Below are 20,305 nucleotides of genomic sequence, written 5' to 3'. Positions count from 1 at the left end.
AGCTGTTAGCTATTTTGCGACGCCGGTGCTAACTTTAACAGCAAAATCAGCACTGACGCGCCACTTCTATCGACATGGTTCTGGATATCGATCCGTCCGCCATGCTCTTCGATAATTTTTTTCACCATCGCCAGCCCCAGGCCGGTGCCGCGCGCCTTCGAGGTGACGTACGGCTCAAACGCCCGCGCCAGGATTTTCGGCGCGAAGCCAGGGCCATTATCCGTGATCGCCAGCCGCACGGCTGTGCGCGAACTCCCATCCGCGCCCTGATAATGAATGGCTTCGGTGATCACGTCAATGCGCGGCTGCGGTGCGCCGGCCGGCAGTTCCGCCATGGCGTCCTGGGCGTTCTGCAGCAGGTTGTGGATCACCTGGCGCAGCTGGGTCGGATCGCCCATCACCAGCGGCAGCTGCGGCGCCAGTTGCGGGTGGATGATGTCGTTGCCCTCGCCGCTGATGTACAGGTGCAGGATCTCGTCGACCAGCGCGTTCAGGTCCAGCGGCCCGAGCACGGCGGGCGGGGTCTTGGCGTAGTCGCGGAAGTCGTCCACCATGCGCTTCATCGCCGCCACCTGGTTGACGATGGTGGTGGTGCCCTTGTGCAGCAGCTCGGCGTCCGGCGGCAGCAGCTTGTCCTCCAGCTTCATCTGCATGCGCTCGGCCGACAGCTGGATCGGCGTCAGCGGGTTCTTGATCTCGTGCGCCAGGCGGCGCGCCACCTCGCCCCAGGCGATCGAGCGCTGCGCTGAAATGACGTCGGAAATGTCGTCGAACACCACCAGGTAGCCGCTGCCGCCCTCGACCGGCAGGCGCGAGCCGCGCGTCAGCAGCGTCAGGCCGTTGTCCTCGACGCCGGCGGCGGCCGGGCGCGGCACCTCGATCTGGCGCTGCCAGTGCAGCCGCGCGATGTTGCGGCCGGCCGCCGACTGGGCGTTCTGCGCGGCAAACGCCGCCACCACGGCGGCGCCAAACTCCTGCAGGCCCTCGATCTCGTCTAGCTTCTGGCCGATCATGGTGACGCCGGCCTGCTGCAGGATGCGCTCGACCGAGTCGTTGCAGCTGATCAAGTGAAACTCGTGGTCCAGCACCATCACGCCAGCCGACATATTGGCCAGCACCGACTCCAGGTGGGCCTTGGCGTTCTGCAGCGCCGCGCGGTTGCGCTCGACGGCGCTGCGGGCGTCCGACAGCTGGCGCGTCATGGTGTTGAACGACTGCGTCAGCGTGCCCAGCTCGTCCGAGGTGGCGACGATCGGCCGCGGCGACAGGTCGCCCTCGGCCACCGCGCGCGTGCCCTCGGCCAGCAGCAGCAGCGGCTGCGCCAGGTCGCTGGCGATCAGGAAGGCGCTGGCGATGGCGCCGGACACCGCCAGCAGCAAGGTCAGCGTCAGCGTCACCAGGTACATCTGGCGCAGGCCTTCGCGCGCCTCGTAGCGTTCGTTATAGTCCTTGTAGGCGGCGCGGATGGTTTCGCCGTGCCGGGTCAGCTGCGCCGGCGCCAGCTGGATCAGTTGCAGGTAGCGCGGCGCCAGGTAGGTGCCATTGGCCCGCACCTGGTCGGGCACCGGCACCAGCACCCGCAGCCGCAGCTGATTGATCGGTTCGGCCGGCGCCGCGCTGCCCACCGGCGCGGCGACCAGGTCACTGTGCAGCTCGTTGCCGCCCTCGGCGGCGCCATAGTGCTCGTCCTTCTTGACCGTGGCCATCATCTCGCGGGTCGGCAGGTCGGCGCTCAGGTTGCCCTTGCGGCTGGCGCGGGCGCTGACCACCAGGCCGCCGTCGCCGTCGACGATGATGGCGTTCTGCATGCCCTCCTGCTCCGTGACCACCGCCGCCAGCGTGGCGCGCTCGGTGCCGAACGGGCGCTCGGCCAGCTCGCGCGCGGTGCGGTTGGCCAGCGTGGTCAGCTCCTTCACCGAGCGCTCCAGGCCGTCGCGGCTCAGTTCGATGCCGGAATTGAGCGCCGCCTCGACCGGCACGTTGAACCACGATTCGATCGAATGGGAGACGAACTGCACCGACACCAGGAAGATCACCAGCCCCGGCAGCACGCCGATGGCGGCGAACAGCAGCACCAGCCGCGTCATCAGCTTGGAGCCGAACTTGCCGGCCTTGTAGCGGGAATACAGGCGGAACAGCGACACGCCGACCAGCAGCAGCAGGCCGATGGCAGCCGCCGCGTTCAGGCCCAGCAGCCAGCCATAGGAGCGGTCGAACAGGCCGGAATTGTCGGAGGCCGAGGCCAGCAGGAACAGCAGGATGCTGACAATGGCGCCCCCGACAACGAAGATGTAGCGCAGCGCCGTTTTCACTTACTCAGCCTTGTAGACCCAGGTTTTCTTGTCGGACGCCAGGCGCCACTCGTTGTTGTTGAGGGAGTTGACCTTGAGCGGCTTGGGGATGTAATTGGGGTCGAGGCCCATGCTGAGCTTGACGTTATAGGTTTCGCCGACCTTCAGCGCGCCGCGCGGCGCCACCAGCCAGCGGTTGGGGCGGCGGATCAGGAACAGCGCTTCGTCCAGCGACGGAAAGCTCTGGTAGACGCTGCCGCTGACAGCCACGTTGTATTGGCGGGTCAGCACGTTGTACGACAGGCTGACGGTCTGGCGCGCGGTGACGGCCTTTTCGTCGAACCAGTACCAGCGCGGGCGGGTGAATTCGATTTCGGTGTAGAAGTACAGCGGCTTGCCGTATTGCAGCGCGTCTTCCATCTCGCGCGTCAGGTCGAAGCCGTAGGTGGCCGACAGCCGGTAGCCCTCGTCGGTGGCCTCGATCAGGGCGCGGCGGATTTCCACGCCCTCCGACGCGCGCGCCGGCTGCGGCAGCGCCGCCAGCAATGCCAGCGTCAGCAGCAAGGGGGCGAGCAGAAATCGGAACAATCGTCGCGTCACGTGGGGGCCGGTACTCAAGAGGTTACGCATTTTTCTGGAACAGCGCGTAAAACAAACCATCGTGATCCTGCCCGGTGCCGCCGGCGGGGAGCAACTGACCGGGCGCATCCAGTCGGACAGCTTGATTACGTACAGCAAAAGCGGCCGCCTGCGCCTCGGATTCCTGCGGCCACAAGGAACATGTCACGAATAGCAATTTACCACCCGGTGCCAGCATCTGCCAAAGATTGTCGAGGATTTTGCCGGAAAGTGTTGCAAGTTGGAGCGTGTCGGCCTTGCGCCGCAGCCAGCGGATGTCCGGGTGGCGGCGCACGATGCCGGAGGCGGTGCACGGCACGTCGGCCAGGATGCGGTCATACGGCTGGCCGTCCCACCAGTCGCGGTGTTGCGCCTCGGCCGGCTTCAGCGTGGCCTGCAACTGCAGGCGCTCGAGGTTTTCGCCGACGCGCGCCAGGCGCTTGGGATCGGCGTCCAGCGCGGTGACCTGGGCATCGGCCAGCTCCAGGATGTGGCAGGTCTTGCCGCCGGGGGCGGCGCAGGCGTCCAGCACGCGCATGCCGTCGCGCACGTCCAGCAGCGGCGCGGCCAGCTGGGCGCCGGCGTCCTGCACCGACACCTCGCCCTCGGCGAAGCCGGGAATCAGGTGCACGCCAACCGCCTTGTCCAGCCGCACCGCGTAGGGGCCGATCTGGCGGGCGGCGATGCCGGCGGCGGCCAGCCTGGCCAGGTACTGTTCGCTGGTCTGGCGGCGGGCGTTGACGCGCAAGGTCAGCGGCGGGGCGCTGTTGCCGGCCGCCAGCACGGCCTGCCATTGCTGCGGCCAGGCGGTCTTGACCGCGTCGATCCACCACTGTGGATAGTTCCATTGTGCTACCGGTTGCCGCAGGGCGGTGTCCAGCAGCGCCTGGCGCTCGCGCAGGAAGCGGCGCAACACGGCGTTGACCATGCCCTTGGCGCGCGCGGTGTCCGGGTGCGACTCGGCGGCGCTGACGGTCTGGTCGACCACGGTGAAATCCTCGTACGGCCGGCTGGCGTCCGGCGCCGCCAGCAGCGCCAGCGCGCACGACAGCAGGGCCGACACCAGCGGCTCCGGCGCCTTGGGCGCCATCAGGCCGACCAGCGCCTCGCTCTGGCCCAGCAGGCGCATGGCGCGGTAGCTGATGTCCTGCATGGCGCCGCGCGCCTGCGGCGTCAGCTCGGGCTGGCGCGCCCACACCTGGGCCAGCGCCTGCGGCAGGTTGGTGCCGGTGCGCACCTGGGCAATGGCGGCGGCGGCGCCGACCAGGCTGTAGGCCAGCGAATCGGGCTTGAGGTTAGTCTGGAAATGGGTCTGCAACGCCGGTTTCAGGTCGCGCGCATGGCTGGCGCGCAGTTTCGGCGCGGCCGGCTTGGCGGGAGACTTCAAAGAGAGCGTTGGACGCTTGTTCATATGCTAATTCCAGAGTGGGTAACGGCCGTGATCGCGCAGTATACATTAGCGCCTGACGCAAGGCGACAGCGGTAGCGGCTTAATTTGGATCAAACGCGCGGCCGCCGACCAGCGTAAGATCGGCAAATGGCTACGCAACCTAAACCCGAGCAATCCACCGACGAGCAAGTCCTGACACGACTGACAGGCGTCGAGACGCGCTTGACAGGCGTCGAAACGCGTCTGACAGGCGTCGAAACGCGTCTGACAGGCGTCGAAACAGATGTTGCTGTCGTCAAATCGAACTATGCGACCAAAGAGGACATCGCAAAGTTACAGGGTGATGTCCGCGAAGGCGATGCCAAGCTGGAGCTCAAAATGGCGCAACTGGAAACGCGGCTCATCAAATGGTTCGTGGGCACCGCCATCACCTTGTCGGCCGTGGTCGGCACGATCGCGTTCAGCATTGCAAGGTTTATTCATTAGCAACACCGTTGCCGCTCACAGTCCGCCCCTCCGCCCGGTCAACACAGTATAATTACCGCTGTTTGGCCGGCGCCCATGCGCCCGCCGTTTCCACTATCTGATGAATTTTTAAGCGCATGCTAGCCCAACAAAAACAAGATATCACGGCCCTGTTCCAGGCCGCCCTCGCCCCGATCCTGGCCGGCACCGAGGTCACCGCCAACGTCGTGCTGGAGCGCCCGCGCGACCCGTCGCACGGCGACGTCGCCTGCAACATCGCCATGCAACTGGCCAAGCAACTGAAAATGAACCCGCGCGAACTGGCCACCAAGCTGGTCGACGCGCTGCTGGCCAATCCGGCCCGCGACGGCCTGATCGACAGCGCCGACATCGCCGGCCCTGGCTTCATCAACCTGCGCGTCAGCGCCGCCGCCAAGCAGGCCGTGGTCAAGACCGTGCTGGCGCAGGGCGCCGCCTACGGTTCCGGCGACGCCGGCAGCGGCAAGAAGGTCATCATCGAATTCGTCTCCGCCAACCCGACCGGCCCGCTGCACGTGGGCCACGGCCGCCAGGCGGCGCTGGGCGACGCGCTGTCGTCGCTGTTCATCTCGCAGGGCTACGACGTCACCCGCGAGTTCTACTACAACGACGCCGGCGTACAGATCCAGACCCTGGCCAACTCGGTGCAGGCGCGCCTGCGCGGCCACAAGCCGGGCGACGCCGACTGGCCGGAGTCGGCCTACAACGGCGACTACATCGCCGACATCGCCGCCGACTTCAAGGCCAAGAAAACCGTGTCGGCCTCCGACGGTTCGCCCGCCACCGCCTCCGGCGACGTGGAGGACATCGAATCGATCCGCGCCTTCGCCGTCACCTACCTGCGCAACGAGCAGGACATCGACCTGCAAGCCTTCGGCGTCAAGTTCGACAACTACTACCTCGAATCGTCGCTATACAGCGACGGCAAGGTGGATGCCGCCGTCGACCTGCTCAACAAATCCGGCAAGACCTACGAGGAAGACGGCGCCCTGTGGCTGCGCACCGAGGACTACGGCGACGACAAGAACCGCGTGATGCGCAAGAAGGACGGCACCTACACCTACTTCGTGCCGGACGTGGCCTACCACATCGTCAAGTTCCAGCGCGGCTACCACCAGGCCATCAACATCCAGGGCTCCGACCACCACGGCACCATCGCCCGCGTGCGCGCCGGCCTGCAGGCCGTCAACCTGGGCATCCCGCAGGGCTTCCCGGACTACGTGCTGCACAAGATGGTCACCGTGATGAAGGGCGGCGAAGAGGTCAAGATCTCCAAGCGCGCCGGCTCCTACGTCACCGTGCGCGACCTGATCGAATGGTCGGGCGGCGGCGACATTGAAAAAGGCCGCGACGCCGTGCGCTTCTTCCTCATCTCGCGCAAGGCCGACACCGAATTCGTGTTCGACGTCGACGTCGCGCTGAAGACCTCGGACGAGAACCCGGTCTACTACGTGCAGTACGCCCACGCGCGCATCTGCCGCATGCTGGAGCAATGGACCGGCAGCGAAGCCGACCTGGCCAAGGTCGACCTGTCGCCGCTGACCGCGCCAACCGAAGCGGCGCTGCTGGCCACCCTGGCGGCCTACCCGGAAACACTGGCGCGCGCGCAGGCGGAACTGGGGCCGCACCAGATCGCGTTCTACCTGCGCGACCTGGCCGCCAACCTGCACAGCTTCTACTTCGCCGAGCGCGTCCTGGTCGACGACGAGGCCCTCAAGGCCGCGCGTATCGCCCTGATGGTCGCCACCCGCCAGGTGCTGCGCAACGGCCTGGCGCTGATCGGCGTATCGGCTCCCAACAAAATGTAATTGCGAAGGACATCCCGCACAATGAATTTCCGTTCACGCTTTACCCCACGTTCGCAACAGCAGGGCAACACCTTCATCGGCATCGTCATTGGCCTGGTCATCGGCCTGAGTATCGCGGTGGTGGTGGCGCTGATGATCACCAAGGGCTCGACGCCGTTCACGGACAAGGGCCATCCGGGCAAAGCAACGGAACCAACGGCGGGACAAGTGGCCGACCCGAACAAGCCGATGTACGGCAACAAGGACGCGGCGCGCGAGGCGGCCAGGGACTTCGCCAAGGACCAGCAACAGCCAACCGCGCCGGCGGCCCCCGCCACGCCGGCGCCGACCGCGCCAACGCCGCACGCGGCCGACCAGCTGCAGGCCGTGGTCGACAAGATCCAGGGCACGCCGGCGACGCCGGCCAAACCGGCCGCCACGCCCAACGCCGCCAACATCACGCCGCAGCCGGCCGCCAAGCCGGCGGCGGCGGCCGATGCCGGCGGCGACGAGAAATACCTCTACCTGCTGCAGGCCGGCGCCTTCCGCGAGATCGCCGATGCCGAAAACGTGCGCGCCAAACTGGCGCTGCTGGGCTTTGAGGCCAACATCTCCGACCGCACCACCGACGCCGGCGTGCTGCACCGCGTGCAGATCGGTCCTTACAGCCAGGTCGAAACCATGAACAACGTGCGCCGCAAGTTGTCCGAAAACGGCGTCGATGTCGCCGTTGTGCGTAAACAAAAGTAAGAGGAGCAAAGATGCGATTCCTGAAGTTCATCCTGACCGCAGTGACCCTGAGCGCCGTCGCACTGACCGCGTCCGCCTCGCCAGCCGATCCAAAGGCCGGCACCGAATACAATGTGCTGCCGACGCCGCAGCCGGTGGACACCGGCAAAAAAGTCGAAGTCATCGAATTCTTCGACTACGCCTGCCCGCACTGCGCCGGCTTTGACCCCATCCTCAACGCCTGGGTGAAAAAACAGGGCGACAACATCGTCTTCAAGCGCGTGCACATCGGCCGCCAGGGCACCGACCTGCCGCAGGAGAAAATGTTCTACACGCTGCAGGCCATGGGCGTGCTGACGCCGGAGCTGCACACCAAGGCCTTCAACGAAATCCACGTCAACCACAATCGCCTGAACCGCGATGAACAGGTGTTCGACTTCGTCGCCAAGCAAGGCGTGGACCAGCAGAAGTTCATCGACACCTACCGCAGCTTCGGCATCGCCGGCCACCTGCGCAAGGCGCTGTCGATGATGGACGCCTACAAGGTCGAGTTCTGGCCCTACCTGGTGGTGGACGGCAAATACGCCACCGCGCCGTCGATGGCCCTCTCCAACGCCAACACCGAAACGCAGCTGAACGACGCCGCGGTCCAGGTGCTGGACGTGCTGGTCGCCAAGGCCAAAGCAGAGAAGAAGTAAGCATGACGCCTTTGCGCGTCTTCATCACCGGCGCGTCCAGCGGCCTGGGCGCCGCGCTGGCCCGCCAGTATGCGGCGCAAGGCGCCACCCTGGGCCTGCTGGCCCGGCGTGGCGACGCCCTCGCCGCGCTGATCGCCTCCCTCCCCCACGCCGAACGCCACCGCGCCTATGCGGTGGACGTGCGCGACCACGCCGCCATCAATCACGCCGCGCAGGCCTTCCTCGCGCATGCTGGCGGCGTGGACGTGGTGATCGCCAACGCCGGCATCTCGGTCGGCACGCTGACCGAATACGCCGAGGACCTCGCGGTGTTCTCCGACATCATCGCCACCAACGTGCTGGCCACCGCCGCCACCTTCGCGCCCTTCATCGGCGCCATGCGCGCGCAGCGCACGCCGGGACGGCTGGTGGGCATCGGCAGCGTGGCCGGCATACGCGGGCTGCCGGGCGCCGAGGCGTACAGCGCTTCCAAGGCCGCCGTCATCAGCTACTGCGAATCGCTGCGGCTGGAGATGAAGCCGCACGGCATCCGCGTGGTCACCCTCTGCCCCGGCTACATCGACACCCCGATGACGCAGGTGAATCCCTACCCGATGCCGTTCCTGATGGCGCCCGACAAATTCGCCACGCGCGCCGCGCGCGTGATCGCCGCCGGCTCCAGCTACGCCGTCATCCCGTGGCAGATGGGCGTGGTCGCCAAGGTGCTGCGCATGCTGCCGAATCCCGTCTACGACTGGGCCTTCGGCAAGGCGCCGCATAAACCCCGCAAACCGGCCGCGCCGGCCGCGCCGCATTGAGATGAATCCTTCCATGAACCCAGCCGCCATCGCCGCGCATTGCGCCACCTCCGCCAGCCACGTGGCGATTGAAGCCGTGGCCGAAACCGGCTCCACCAACGCCGACCTGCTAGCCCGTATCGGCACGCTCACTGGCCCGGTGCTGCGTATCGCCGACAACCAGACCGCCGGGCGCGGTCGCGCCGGCCGTTCGTGGCTGTCGCGGCCCGGCGCCGCGCTGATGTTCTCGCTGGCCTGGCCGTTCAAGGGACCGCTGCACAAGATGTCAGGCCTGCCGATGGCGGTGGGCGTGGCGCTGGCCGAAACCATTGCCGCGCTGGGCGTGCCGGTGCAGATCAAGTGGCCCAACGACCTGCTGCGCGACGGCGCCAAGCTGGCCGGCATCCTGGTCGAAACGCAGAAGACCGACGACGGCATCTGGGCCGTCATCGGCTGCGGCGTCAATCTGCTGATGCCGGACGAACTGGAAGCGCAGATCGGCCGTGAAGTCGCCAGCGCGCCATGGCTGGCGCAGATGGACCGCAACCAGCTGATGGCTGCCCTGCTCAGCCGCCTGGCCGCCGTACTGGCGGAATTCGACCACACCGGCTTCGCTCCCTTCGCCGTCCGCTGGAACGCGCTGCACGCATGGCAGGGCAAGGAGGTGGTCCTGCTGGACAATGGCGCCGAGGTACAACAGGGCCGCGCCGCCGGCGTCGACGACATCGGCCGCCTGCTGCTGGACACCGAGGCCGGCCGGGTGGAAATCCTGTCCGGCGATGTATCGCTGCGCTTATCCGGAGCACAACCATGATGTTACTGATCGACGCCGGCAACACCCGCGTCAAATGGGCGCTGGCCAAGGCCGGCGCGGAACTGGGCACGTGGATTACCCACGGCGCCGCCACCCACGCCGACATGCCGCAGCTGGAGCTGGCGTGGTGCGAGGCCGCCGCCACGCATGGCGTCAGCCGCATCCTGATCGCCAACGTGGCCGGCAACGCGCTGCGCGTGCAGCTGGAATACGTGTTGCGGCGTTGCCTGCCGGAGGTGCCGCTGGAGTGGTTTGCCTCGCTGCCGTCGCTGGCCGGCGTCACCAACGGCTACCGCAATCCGGCGCAGCTGGGGTGCGACCGCTTCGCCGCCGCCATCGCCGGCCACGCGCTGGCGCCGGGACGGCGGACCATCGTGGCCAACTGCGGCACCGCCACCACCATCGACGCCGTCACGCCGGACGGGGTGTTCCTGGGCGGGATGATCCTGCCGGGCCTGGGCCTGATGGCCAGTTCGCTGGCGCGCAACACCGCGCAGTTGCCGCAGATCGCGCAAGACGGTAAGCTGCCGGAGGGGTTCGCCGACAATACCGACGACGCCATTTTGAGCGGCATCCTGGCCGCGCAGAGCGGCGCCATCGAACACGCCTGCGCCGCGCATCAGGCGCAGGAATGCATCATTTCGGGCGGCGCCGCGCCCTACATTGCGCCGATGCTGAAAGTGCCGTACCGTATCGTTGAAAACATTGTGCTGATAGGCCTGCAGGCCGCCGCCGGCAGCGCTGAATAAGGAACGCCTCGTGCTGAAGTTTATTTTCTGGACCCTGCTTGCCCTGAACGCCGCGCTGTTCGCGTACGGGCGCGGCTATCTGGGTCACTTCAGCGGCAACGAACGCGAGCCGGAACGCCTGCTCAATCAGCTCAACGCCAACAAGCTGTCCATCATCTCGGCCGACCAGGCCAACAAGCAGGCCGCCCTCGCCGCCGCGCTGCTGGACGACGCCAAACCGTCGCCACCGCCGGTGCAGGCGTGCGTGGAAATCGCCAGCTTCGTGCTGGCCGACGCTCGCCGCTTCGAGGCGCAGCTGGCCGCGCTGGAGCTGGGCGACCGCCAGTCGCGCCACAACCTGCCGGGCACCGAGGTATCGAGCTATATCGTTTATATTCCGCCGCAGGGCAGCAAGGAAGGCGCCGACAAGAAAGCCGGCGAACTGCGCGCGCTGGGCGTCACCAACTACTACATCATCCAGGAAAACACGCCGCTGCACTGGGGCATTTCGCTGGGCGTGTTCAAGACCGAGACGGCGGCGCAGAATCAGCTGGCGGCGCTGATGAAGCAAGGCGTGCGCACCGCGCGCGTGGCGCCGCGCCTGAGCGGCAGCAAGCAGCTGGCCTTCCAGTTCCGCGACGTTGACGCGGACCTCAAGGCCAAACTGGAAAAGATCCGTGCCGGCTTCCCCGACACGACAGTCCGCAACTGCAAGTAATCAGCGCTGCACGATGATGGGCTTGAGGCCCAGCGACGACGGTAGCCCTTGTGCCGCCTGCTGCGCTTCCTGGCGCGTGGCGAACGGGCCGCCGAACAGCCGGTACACGGCGCCGCCCTGCACGACCTCCAGACCATTCAGTTTGCCAGACAGCTTGCCGCGCACCGCCTCGGCGTTTTCCGCGCGCGAGTAAGCGCCCAGTTGCAGATAGAAGCCACCCGCCGCCGGCGTATCCGGCGCGGCGTAGCCGGCTGGCGCGCGGTCGGTCAGCATCAGCGATTCGATCTCCTTCGGCGCGGCGACCGACGCGGCCGCCGCCGCCGTGCTGGCGCTGGCGCCGGCACCAGCGACGGCAGGCGTGGCGGCCGGCGCCGCCGGCGTCAGCACCAGCGGCGTATCGATCATCTTTGCCGTCACCTTGGGCACCGGCGCCGCCTGCTCGCCCGGCTGGGCGGACGGCAGCGGCGTCTTGATCGGCGGCGTCAGGCGCGGCTTGGTGCCCTGCAGGCCCTCGCGCGACGCCAGGATGCGGTCCACCTCCTCGGGCAGGATGCGCTCGATCTTCAGCTCATGACTGCCCTTGCCCAGCAAGCCCAGTTTCAGCGCCGCCGTGTACGACACGTCGATGGCGCGGTTGGCATGGAACGGCCCGCGATCGTTAATGCGCACGATGACCGTGGCGCCGCTCACCATATTGGTCAGCCGCGCGTACGAGGGAATCGGCAGAATCGGATGCGCGGCCGTCATCTTGTACATATCGTACAGCTCACCCGACGAAGTACGCTGACCGTGAAACTTCTTGCCGTACCAGCTACCCACGCCGATCTGCGTAAACGGCTGGTCGTCCGTGATTGGCGTATAGGTTTTGCCGAAGACGACGTAAGGCCGGTTGGAGCGCGGCAGCAGCGGATCATTGCGCACGTCGGCGTCCGGCGTGTCCATCAGATTCGGCGGCGGCGAATCGCCCGGACCATCATCCTGATAATAACCGCCACGTCCCGAATTCGCCGGCGGCAGCACCGGCAGCGACGGATCCGGCTTGGTGGTGGATGGCGCCTTGATCACCGGCCCGGTCGACTGCACCGGGCGCGGTGCGCGCTCGGTCGACACCGGCGCCGTGCCGCAACCGACCAGCACCAGCGCCGACGCCATCGCCGTCAACTGCAGCAGACGATTACGTTGCAGGCGCATCGCCGCTCTCCGTGTTTTCTTGTTCCACTTTGTTCTTGTCCTTCTCCGCCGGACGCTTGCCCAGCAGGTAATAATCCAAAGCCTTGCGCGCAATCGGCGCCGCGGCCTCGCCGCCATGGCCGGCGTTTTCCACCACCATGGCCAGCACGATGCGCGGCTTGTCCACCGGCGCAAACGCGGTGAACAGCGCATTGTCGCGCAGGCGCTCGGCCAGTCGGGCGGCGTTGTATTTCTCGCCTTTTTTAATCGTGATGACCTGCGCGGTGCCGGTCTTGCCGCCCACCGTGTAGCCGGCGTTGGCAAACACGCGGTAGGCCGTGCCACCCGGCTCGCTGGTCACGCCCACCATCGCATTCTTGATAAAGTCGATGTTCTCCTGCTTGAGCGGAATCCGATAGCTTTGCTGCGCCACCGTCAGCTTGCGCGCGTGCGTGGCGCTGTCCTCAACGATCTTCACCAGGTGCGGCTTCATCACCACGCCGTTATTTGCCAGATTGGCCACGGCGTGAGCAATCTGCAAAGGGGTGTAGGCATTGAGGCCGGAACCATTGCTGACCGAGATAGTATCACCACCGACCCAGCGCCCCGCCGCACCCTTGAAGCGCTTCGCCTTCCACTCCGGCGACGGCAACGCGCCGGTCTTTTCGTTTTCAAGATCGATGCCGGTCTTCTCGCCAAAGCCGAACGGCTGCATGAAGTCGTGAATGGCGTTGATGCCCATGTCGTGACCCAGCTCGTAGTAGTAGGTATTACACGACACGATGATCGACCTGCGCATGTCCACCGAACCATGCCCGCCCGGCACGTCGTCGTTGAAACGGTGGCCGCCCAGCATGTAGAAACCGGGATCGTAGATCGCCTGCGACGGCGTGCGCTTGCCCAGCTCCAGCGCGGCCAGCGCCATGAAAGGCTTGAAGGTGGAACCCGGCGCGTAGGTGCCGGAGATCGGACGGTTCAGCAGCGGCTTGTCCTGCGATGTATTCAGCTCGTCCCAGCTTTGCGAGTCGATGCCGTCGACGAAAAGATTGGGATCGTAGCCGGGGCGCGAGACGTAGGCCAGGACGTCGCCGGTCTCCGGCTCGATCGCCACCAGCGCGCCGCGGCGGTCGCCAAAGGCTTCCTCCACAATCTTCTGCAGCGCGATGTCGATCGACAGTATCAGGTTGCTGCCCGCCTTGGCCGGCGTCCGCGACAAGGTGCGGATGGCACGGCCGCCGGAAGTCTTCTCCACTTCTTCAAAGCCGGCCTGGCCATGCAGCAGCTTCTCGTAGCTTTTCTCCAGCCCTTCCTTGCCGATATGGTCGGTGCCGCGATAGTTGGCGGCATCATCGCTGTCATCCAGCGCGTCGGCTTCGGCGCGGCTCACGCGGCCGATGTAGCCGATGACGTGCGACGCCGTTTCGCCCAGCGGATACTGGCGGAACAGGCGCGCCTGCACTTCCACGCCGGGGAAGCGGAAGTGCTGCGCCGTAAAGCGCGCCACTTCCTCGTCGGTGAGACGGCTGCGCAGCGGTACGCTCTCGAAGCCCTTGGACTCCTCCAGCAGCTTCTTGAAGCGGCGGCGGTCCTTCACGTCCACCGTCACCAGCTTGGACAGCTCGGCGATGGTGTCATCCAGCGGCGCCTCCAGCCTGGATGGCGTGATCTCCAGCGTGTAGGCCGAGTAGTTACGCGCCAGGACCACGCCATTGCGGTCCAAAATCAGCCCGCGATTCGGCACGATAGGCACCAGCGAGATGCGGTTTTCTTCCGCCTTGACGGCAAAGTCGGCGTGCTGGATGATCTGCAGCCAGACAAAGCGCGCCAGCAGCAGGAAGAAGCACAGGAACACCAGCCCGCCCAGCACCGTCACGCGCAGGCGGAACTCGCGCATTTCGACGTCGTTGTCCTTGAACTCCGTCATCCGCGCGCTCCGTCGCGCACCAGCCGGCCGTGGCGCTGGATGCTCATCAGGATGCCGCCGCCCAGGCCGAGCGTCATTAGCGCGGTGCCGCCGTAGCTCATGAACGGCAGCGGCACGCCGACCACTGGAATGATCCCGCTCACCATGCCCATGTTGACGAAGGCGTAAGTAAAGTAAATCATGGTGATGGCGCCCGCCAGCAGGCGCGTGAACAGCGTCGGCGCGTTCAGCGTGATGCTCAGTCCACGCCAGATCAGCAGCAGGTACAGCACCATCAGCACCACGTTGCCAAGCAGGCCAAACTCCTCGGAGAACACGGCGAAGATAAAGTCGGTGGTGCGCTCGGGGATGAATTCCAGGTGCGCCTGCGTGCCGTGCGTCCAGCCCTTGCCGGTGACGCCGCCCGAGCCGATGGCAATCATCGACTGAATGATGTGAAAGCCCTTGCCCAGCGGGTCGTGGTACGGATCGATCAGCGTCAACACGCGGTCGCGCTGGTAGTCATGCATGAAGGTCCACAGCACCGGCAGGCCGGCCGCGCCGACGGCGAACAAGGCGCCCAACGCTTTCCACGACAGGCCGCCGAGGAAGATCACGCAGGCGCCCGCCATGGTCACCAGCATCGCCGTGCCCAGGTCCGGCTGGCGCGCGATCAGGCCGGCCGGTATCGCCAGCAGCACGGCGGCGATGATGTAGGTGCGCCAGTTGACGTGCCCCTGCTCGCGCTGGAAAAACCAGGCCAGCATCAGCGGCATGGCGATCTTCATCAATTCGGAAGGCTGGATCTGCGTGCCGACATACAGCCAGCGGCGCGAACCGCCCTTGATGATGCCAAACAGCGCCACCGCCACCAGCAGCGCCACGCCCACCACGTAGGCCGGCACGGCCAGCCGCATCATCATCTGCGGCGGAATGTTCGCCACCAACCACAGCACCAGCACCGCCGCCGCGATATTGCGCAACTGGTCCCACACCTTGCCGGGTATGGCGATGCCTGCCGAGTACAGCGTGACCAGGCCGACCGACAGCAACGCCGCGATGATCAGCGCCAGCGGCGCGTCAAACACCAGCACGTGGGGGCGCAGGCGCTGCCACCACGTGCGGCTATCCGCAAGGCCCATCAGGTCTGCACCAGCTTGCGGTGGCGCTGGATGCTCATCAGGATGCCGGCGCCCAGGCCTAGCGTCAGCAGCGCGGTGCCGCCATAGCTCATGAACGGCAAGGGCACGCCCACCACCGGCAGGATGCCGCTGACCATGCCCATGTTGACGAAAGCATAGGTGAAGTAAATCATGGTGACGGCGCCGGCCAGCAGGCGGGTGAAGAAGTTGGGCGCGTTCCCGGCGATCATCAGGCCGCGGCCGATCAGCATCAGGTACAACACCATCAGGATCAGGTTACCGACCAGCCCAAATTCTTCCGAGTAGACGGCGAAAATAAAGTCGGTGGTACGCTCGGGGATGAATTCCAGGTGGGCCTGCGTGCCATGCGTCCAGCCCTTGCCGGTGATGCCGCCCGAGCCCACCGCGATGGTGGACTGGATGATGTGGAAGCCTTTGCCCAAGGGGTCGGTGGTCGGATCGATCAGCGTCATCACGCGTTCGCGCTGGTAGTCGTGCAGCACCGACCAGATCACCGGCAGCGCCGCCGCGCCGGCCGCGAACAATCCAACCAGCGCCTTCCACGACAGGCCCGCCAGAAAAATCACGCAAAAGCCGGCGGCCACCACCAGCAGCGCCGTGCCCAGGTCGGGCTGGCGCACGATCAGGCCCACCGGCACCGCCAGCAGCAGCGCGCCAATGGCGTACGACTGCCACGTCAGGTGGCCGGAGCGGCTCTGGAAGAACCACGCCAGCATCAGCGGCATGACGATCTTCATGAATTCGGACGGCTGGATGTCGATGCCGACGTGCAGCCAGCGCCGCGCCCCCAGCTTGACGGTGCCGAACAGTGCCACGCACACCAGCAGGAATACGCCGATGGCGTAGGCCGGCACGGCGATCCGCATCATCATCTGCGGCGAGATGTTCGCCACCACCCACATGATGAAGAACGACAGGAAGATGTTGCGCACCTGGTCTTCCATCTTGCCGGGAATGCCAATGCTGGCCGAGTACAGCGTGATCATGCTGACGGTCAGCAGCATGATGATGATCAGGGTCAGCGGGCCGTCGAAGACCGTGAAGTAAGGCCGCATTCGACGCCACAGCGAACGTCTCTCGTGGATGCGCATGGTGAGGTGGTCCTTATTGTTTCTTCCGTGCCGGCGTCACCGGCTGCGCCGCCGGCGTGGCGGCGGGCGTTGGTGGTGGCGCGGGCGTTGGCGCCGGCGCCTGTTCGCGGCGCGATTCGGCTGCCGCGGCGGCGGCTTCGGCAGCTTCCGGATCTTCGATCGGCACGAATTCGGCCGCGTCTTCCTTCGGCACCTTGGTGGTTTCCTTGTCGGCCGGGCGTTTGCCCAAGAGGTAGAAGTCCAGCGCCTTGCGCGCGATCGGCGCCGCGATCTCCGCGCCCCAGCCGGCATTTTCCACCACCATGGCGACCACGATCTTCGGCTTGTCGGCCGGCGCGAAAGCGGTGTACAGCGCGTTGTCGCGCAGGCGTTCGGCCAGCGCGGCGGCGTTGTACTTCTCGTTGGCCTTGATGCCCACCACCTGCGCCGTGCCGGTCTTGCCGCCGGAGGTGTAGGCGGCGTTGGCGAAGGCGCGGTAGGCGGTGCCGCCCGGCTCACTGTTCACGCCCACCATGGCGCTTTTGACGATGTCGATGTTGGTCTGGTTGAGCGGGATGCGGTAGCTTTCCTTCGGCACGGTGAGCTTGCGCGCCTTGGTGCCGCCGTCTTCCACGATCTTCACCAGGTGCGGCTTCATCACCACGCCGTTGTTGGCCAGGTTGGCCATGGCGTGGGCGATCTGCAGCGGCGTGTAGGAGTTGTAGCCGGAGCCGTTGGACACCGAGATGGTGTCGCCGCCCACCCACTTGCCGGCATTGCCCTTGAAGCGCTTGCGCTTCCATTCTTTCGATGGCAGCACGCCGGTCTTTTCGTTATCCAGGTCGATGCCGGTTTTTTCGCCGAAGCCGAACGGTTTCATGAACTGGGTGATGGCGTCGATGCCCATGTCGTTGCCCAGCTGGTAGTAGTAGGTGTTGCAGGACACGATGATGGAGCGGCGCAGGTCAACGTTGCCATGGCCGCCCACTTTATCATCGCGGAACTTGTGGCCGCCGAGGTAGAAGAAGCCCGGGTCGGGATACGCGGTGGCCGGGTTGCGCTTGCCCAGTTCCAGCGCGGCCAGCGCCATGAAGGGCTTGAAGGTGGAACCCGGCGCGTAGGTGCCGGACAGCGGGCGGTTGACCATCGGCCGGTCGAGCGAGGTATTCAGCTCGTTCCAGCTTTGCGAATCGATGCCGTCGACGAACAGGTTGGGGTCGTAGCCGGGACGCGAGACGTAGGCCAGGATGTCGCCGGTTTCCGGCTCGATCGCAACGAAGGCGCCGCGCCATTCGCCAAAGGCTTCCTCCACCACCTTCTGCAGTTCGATGTCGATCGACAGGATCAGGTTATTGCCCGGCGTGGCCGGGGTGCGCGACAGCGTGCGGATGGCGCGGCCGCCGGCCGACACTTCCACTTCTTCGTAGCCGGTCTGGCCGTGCAGCTGCTTCTCGTAGCTCTTTTCCAGGCCTTCCTTGCCGATATGGTCGGTGCCCTTGTAGTTGGGGCCATCGTCGGTGGCGTCGATGGCTTTGACTTCGGACTGGTTGATGCGGCCGATGTAGCCGATCACGTGCGACGCGGTTTCGCCCAGCGGGTACTGGCGGAACAGGCGCGCCTGCACTTCCACGCCGGGGAAGCGGAAGCGCTGGGCGCTGAAGCGCGCGACTTCCTCGTCGGTCAGGCGGGTGCGCAGCGGCACGCTCTCGAAGCCCTTCGATTCGTCCAGCAGTTTCTTGAAGCGCTTGCGGTCCTTGATGTCGACGGTGACCAGCTTGGACAACTCGTCGATGGTTTCGTCCAGCGTGGCATTCAGTTTGGACGGCGTAATCTCCAGCGTAAAGGCGGAGTAGTTGCGCGCCAGGACCACGCCGTTGCGGTCCAGGATCAGGCCGCGGTTGGGGACAATGGGGACGATGGCGATGCGGTTTTCTTCGGCCTTGACGGCGAAGTCGCTGTACTTGACGATTTGCAGCCAGATGAAGCGCAGCAGCAGCAGCGCGAAGCAGAAGAACACCAACCCGCCCAGCACCGTCAGGCGCAGGCGGAACTGCTGGAGTTCGCGCTGGTTGTCCTTGATTTCAGTCATGCCGGAACCGCAGCGTCAGATGGGGCGCGTGTGATCGCGGTCGACCGCGCGGCGCTGGGGCGCCAGCAGGATCCACGTGACCAGCGGCCACAGGACGACGGCGATCATGCTTTCAACGAAGTAGAACCAGCCCGGCGTTTTGCCGGAGACGCAGAAGCGCACCAGCAGCTGCACCGTTTGCGCCATCACCAGCAGCGGGAACACGTGCAGCGCCTGGGTCCAGATCGGGAACCACAACACCCGGCGGTGCAGCATGATGGCGAAATAGGACAGCAGCGTGTAGGCCAGCGCGTTCTCGCCCAGCAGCGTGGAGTCGTGGACGTCCATCAGCAGGCCAAGGAAGAAAGCGGTGCCGATGCCGACCTTGCGCGGTTGGTGCACGCCCCAGAACACCAGCAGCAGCGCGACGAAGTCCGGCACGCCGACGAACTGGCCCCATGGCAGAAGGTTCAGCAGGAAGGCGCAGAACAGGCTAAAGGCGATGAACAGCGGGCTGACCGGCAGCAGGATGTAGTGCGGACGATTCATCGTGCCGGCTCCTTGGATTGAGTGACAGCCGCCGGCGCGGTCGCGCGTGCAGCGGCCGGCGACGTCGTCGCAGCACCGCCAGCGGTGCGCGTCGCGGCTTGCGTGCCTGGCGCGGCGCCAGCCGTCGTGGCCGCGGTGCCGCCGGCGGCGCGCGGGGCGCCTTGCGCGGTCGCGGCGTTGGTCGGCGTCGCGGCGCCTGGCGTGGTGCCGGCCGGCGATGCATTGGTTGGCGTGGTGGCCGGCGCGGCGCCATCGGCGGCTGGCGCGGCGGCCGGCTTCGGCGGCGGCGGCATGACCGGGAACAGTCCTGCCGCGCCGTTCGGCCCTGGCGTGGCGCCGGCGGCGCCGGCGGCCGGCTGGCCCTCGCCCTCTTTCGGCGCGTCCTTGATCGGCGCCATCTTGTTATTGTGCTTGCGCGGCGCGCGCTCCACCTCATCCGGAGGACGCGGCGGCATATCCGGCGCCGACATCAGGATCAGCAGCTGCGTATTGTTGGTGATGCCCGCCAGCGGCTGGCAGATCACGCCCCCGAACGAACCGCCGGCGCTGTTCTCCACCTGCGTCACCTTGGCCACCGCCAGGCCGGCCGGATACACACCGTCCAGGCCCGAAGTCACCACGATATCGCCCACCTGGATATCCGCGTTCGGCGCCGTAAAGCGCAACTCCAGATTGCCCGACTTGCCACGCCCATACGCCACCGAGCGCAAGCCATTGCGCAGCAGCTGCACCGGAATCGCCTGCTCCTTGTCGGACAGCAGCGTCACCTCGGAAGTAAAGGGAAACACGCGCGTGACCTGGCCGACCACGCCCTGGTTATCGATCACCGGCAGGCCCAGCGTCACATCATGATGGGTGCCGCGATCGAGAATGATCTTGCGGCTGTTGGCGTCGCGCGCGTCGTACAGCACCTCGGCCAGCTGCGACTTGACCGGCACCCGCTCGCGCGCGTCCATCAGCTTGCGCAGTTGGGCGTTTTCCGCCGACTGCAGCTTCGCCTGCTGCAAGGCCTGCGAGTTGACGATCTGCTGCGTCTTCAGCTCGCGCACCTGCTTTTCCAGCGACGACAACGTAGAGAAATATTCACCGACGCCGTAGATGGCGTCGCGCGGCAGCAAGGCCACCTTCTGCACCGGCCGCAGCACCGCGCCGGCATAGTAGCGCACCCGTTCAAGACTGCGCATGTGCGAGTCGACCAGCAGCAGTGCAATCGATATGCACGCGAACACCGTCATCTTGACCCGCGCCGAAGCGCCTTGCTTGAAAAGTGGCGGAGGACTGTATTCCATGACTTCCAATAATCCGGCGCACCCACGCGCCAACGAGACT

The 20,305-nt window shown here is 66.1% G+C and carries 18 protein-coding genes; 8 read left to right on the top strand and 10 right to left on the bottom strand.

The window, feature by feature from the left end; genetic code table 11:
- Positions 1-5: 5 nt before the first annotated feature.
- Genes FHW58_RS25220 through rsmB form a run of 3 tightly spaced genes read right to left on the bottom strand, consistent with a single transcriptional unit; the run spans position 6 to position 4,320 of the window.
- A complete protein-coding gene (locus FHW58_RS25220; protein WP_179675943.1) occupies positions 6-2,312 on the bottom strand; it encodes an ATP-binding protein in 2,307 nt (768 codons plus the stop codon).
- A complete protein-coding gene (locus tag FHW58_RS25215; RefSeq protein WP_179675942.1) occupies positions 2,313-2,921 on the bottom strand; it encodes a DUF4390 domain-containing protein in 609 nt (202 codons plus the stop codon).
- A complete protein-coding gene (gene rsmB / locus FHW58_RS25210) occupies positions 2,914-4,320 on the bottom strand; it encodes a 16S rRNA (cytosine(967)-C(5))-methyltransferase RsmB (protein ID WP_179675941.1) in 1,407 nt (468 codons plus the stop codon). The genes FHW58_RS25215 and rsmB overlap by 8 nt, the downstream gene beginning before the upstream one ends.
- Before the next feature lie 126 nt (positions 4,321-4,446).
- Here rsmB and FHW58_RS25205 point away from each other — a divergent pair, with 126 nt between their 5' ends.
- The 8 genes from FHW58_RS25205 (at position 4,447) to FHW58_RS25170 (ending at position 11,053) form a co-directional block, all read left to right on the top strand.
- Entirely contained in the window at positions 4,447-4,785 is a 339-nt protein-coding gene (locus FHW58_RS25205; protein WP_179675889.1) for a hypothetical protein, read from the top strand.
- A gap of 116 nt (positions 4,786-4,901) precedes the next feature.
- Entirely contained in the window at positions 4,902-6,611 is a 1,710-nt protein-coding gene (gene argS / locus FHW58_RS25200) for an arginine--tRNA ligase (protein WP_179675940.1), read from the top strand.
- A gap of 21 nt (positions 6,612-6,632) precedes the next feature.
- Positions 6,633-7,340 (top strand): SPOR domain-containing protein, encoded by a 708-nt coding sequence (locus FHW58_RS25195; RefSeq protein WP_179675939.1) that lies wholly within the window; start codon positions 6,633-6,635, stop codon positions 7,338-7,340.
- Positions 7,341-7,351: 11 nt separating this feature from the next.
- Positions 7,352-8,017 (top strand): thiol:disulfide interchange protein DsbA/DsbL, encoded by a 666-nt coding sequence (locus FHW58_RS25190; protein WP_179675938.1) that lies wholly within the window; start codon positions 7,352-7,354, stop codon positions 8,015-8,017.
- Between the two features lie 2 nt (positions 8,018-8,019).
- On the top strand, positions 8,020-8,814 hold the full coding sequence (locus FHW58_RS25185) for an SDR family oxidoreductase (protein WP_179675937.1): 795 nt from the start codon (positions 8,020-8,022) through the stop codon (positions 8,812-8,814).
- A gap of 13 nt (positions 8,815-8,827) precedes the next feature.
- The gene (locus FHW58_RS25180; protein WP_229265489.1) at positions 8,828-9,607 is read left to right on the top strand and encodes a biotin--[acetyl-CoA-carboxylase] ligase; all 780 of its coding nucleotides are present in this window, start codon (positions 8,828-8,830) and stop codon (positions 9,605-9,607) included.
- A complete protein-coding gene (locus FHW58_RS25175; RefSeq protein WP_179675935.1) occupies positions 9,604-10,356 on the top strand; it encodes a type III pantothenate kinase in 753 nt (250 codons plus the stop codon). The genes FHW58_RS25180 and FHW58_RS25175 overlap by 4 nt, the downstream gene beginning before the upstream one ends.
- A gap of 10 nt (positions 10,357-10,366) precedes the next feature.
- Positions 10,367-11,053 (top strand): SPOR domain-containing protein, encoded by a 687-nt coding sequence (locus FHW58_RS25170; RefSeq protein ID WP_179675934.1) that lies wholly within the window; start codon positions 10,367-10,369, stop codon positions 11,051-11,053.
- Here FHW58_RS25170 and FHW58_RS25165 read toward each other — a convergent pair whose 3' ends face one another.
- From FHW58_RS25165 to mreC, 7 genes are read right to left on the bottom strand one after another with little or no spacing between them, the layout of a single operon-like run.
- Positions 11,054-12,244 (bottom strand): septal ring lytic transglycosylase RlpA family protein, encoded by a 1,191-nt coding sequence (locus FHW58_RS25165; RefSeq protein ID WP_179675933.1) that lies wholly within the window; start codon positions 12,242-12,244, stop codon positions 11,054-11,056.
- Complete coding sequence (gene mrdA, locus FHW58_RS25160; protein WP_179675932.1) at positions 12,228-14,147, bottom strand: penicillin-binding protein 2; 1,920 nt, start codon at positions 14,145-14,147, stop codon at positions 12,228-12,230. The genes FHW58_RS25165 and mrdA (FHW58_RS25160) overlap by 17 nt, the downstream gene beginning before the upstream one ends.
- Positions 14,144-15,268, bottom strand: coding sequence for a rod shape-determining protein RodA (gene rodA, locus FHW58_RS25155; protein ID WP_179675931.1), 1,125 nt, complete (start codon positions 15,266-15,268; stop codon positions 14,144-14,146). The genes mrdA (FHW58_RS25160) and rodA (FHW58_RS25155) overlap by 4 nt, the downstream gene beginning before the upstream one ends.
- A complete protein-coding gene (rodA, locus tag FHW58_RS25150; RefSeq protein WP_179675930.1) occupies positions 15,268-16,380 on the bottom strand; it encodes a rod shape-determining protein RodA in 1,113 nt (370 codons plus the stop codon). The genes rodA (FHW58_RS25155) and rodA (FHW58_RS25150) overlap by 1 nt, the downstream gene beginning before the upstream one ends.
- 13 nt (positions 16,381-16,393) lie before the next feature.
- Positions 16,394-18,448 carry a penicillin-binding protein 2 gene (mrdA, locus tag FHW58_RS25145; protein ID WP_179675929.1) on the bottom strand — a complete coding sequence of 685 codons (2,055 nt, stop codon included), beginning with the start codon at positions 18,446-18,448 and terminating at the stop codon, positions 16,394-16,396.
- Between the two features lie 15 nt (positions 18,449-18,463).
- Positions 18,464-18,976, bottom strand: a complete 513-nt coding sequence (mreD, locus tag FHW58_RS25140; protein ID WP_179675928.1) for a rod shape-determining protein MreD — start codon at positions 18,974-18,976, stop codon at positions 18,464-18,466.
- Positions 18,973-20,265, bottom strand: a complete 1,293-nt coding sequence (gene mreC, locus FHW58_RS25135; protein WP_179675927.1) for a rod shape-determining protein MreC — start codon at positions 20,263-20,265, stop codon at positions 18,973-18,975. The genes mreD and mreC overlap by 4 nt, the downstream gene beginning before the upstream one ends.
- Positions 20,266-20,305: the final 40 nt, after the last annotated feature.

The sequence above is a fragment of the Duganella sp. 1224 genome, assembly GCF_013408245.1.
In the GTDB taxonomy this organism is placed as follows: domain Bacteria; phylum Pseudomonadota; class Gammaproteobacteria; order Burkholderiales; family Burkholderiaceae_D; genus Rugamonas.
This window is presented reverse-complemented; position numbering and strand designations above follow the sequence as displayed.

Coding starts and splice junctions, on each gene's coding strand:
- FHW58_RS25215 (WP_179675942.1), bottom strand. CDS start 2,921: ATGCGTAACCTCTTGAGTACCGGCCCCCACGTGACGCGACGATTGTTC.
- rsmB (WP_179675941.1), bottom strand. CDS start 4,320: ATGAACAAGCGTCCAACGCTCTCTTTGAAGTCTCCCGCCAAGCCGGCC.
- FHW58_RS25205 (WP_179675889.1), top strand. CDS start 4,447: ATGGCTACGCAACCTAAACCCGAGCAATCCACCGACGAGCAAGTCCTG.
- argS (WP_179675940.1), top strand. CDS start 4,902: ATGCTAGCCCAACAAAAACAAGATATCACGGCCCTGTTCCAGGCCGCC.
- FHW58_RS25195 (WP_179675939.1), top strand. CDS start 6,633: ATGAATTTCCGTTCACGCTTTACCCCACGTTCGCAACAGCAGGGCAAC.
- FHW58_RS25190 (WP_179675938.1), top strand. CDS start 7,352: ATGCGATTCCTGAAGTTCATCCTGACCGCAGTGACCCTGAGCGCCGTC.
- FHW58_RS25185 (WP_179675937.1), top strand. CDS start 8,020: ATGACGCCTTTGCGCGTCTTCATCACCGGCGCGTCCAGCGGCCTGGGC.
- FHW58_RS25180 (WP_229265489.1), top strand. CDS start 8,828: ATGAACCCAGCCGCCATCGCCGCGCATTGCGCCACCTCCGCCAGCCAC.
- FHW58_RS25175 (WP_179675935.1), top strand. CDS start 9,604: ATGATGTTACTGATCGACGCCGGCAACACCCGCGTCAAATGGGCGCTG.
- FHW58_RS25165 (WP_179675933.1), bottom strand. CDS start 12,244: ATGCGCCTGCAACGTAATCGTCTGCTGCAGTTGACGGCGATGGCGTCG.
- mrdA (WP_179675932.1), bottom strand. CDS start 14,147: ATGACGGAGTTCAAGGACAACGACGTCGAAATGCGCGAGTTCCGCCTG.
- rodA (WP_179675931.1), bottom strand. CDS start 15,268: ATGGGCCTTGCGGATAGCCGCACGTGGTGGCAGCGCCTGCGCCCCCAC.
- rodA (WP_179675930.1), bottom strand. CDS start 16,380: ATGCGCATCCACGAGAGACGTTCGCTGTGGCGTCGAATGCGGCCTTAC.
- mrdA (WP_179675929.1), bottom strand. CDS start 18,448: ATGACTGAAATCAAGGACAACCAGCGCGAACTCCAGCAGTTCCGCCTG.
- mreD (WP_179675928.1), bottom strand. CDS start 18,976: ATGAATCGTCCGCACTACATCCTGCTGCCGGTCAGCCCGCTGTTCATC.
- mreC (WP_179675927.1), bottom strand. CDS start 20,265: ATGGAATACAGTCCTCCGCCACTTTTCAAGCAAGGCGCTTCGGCGCGG.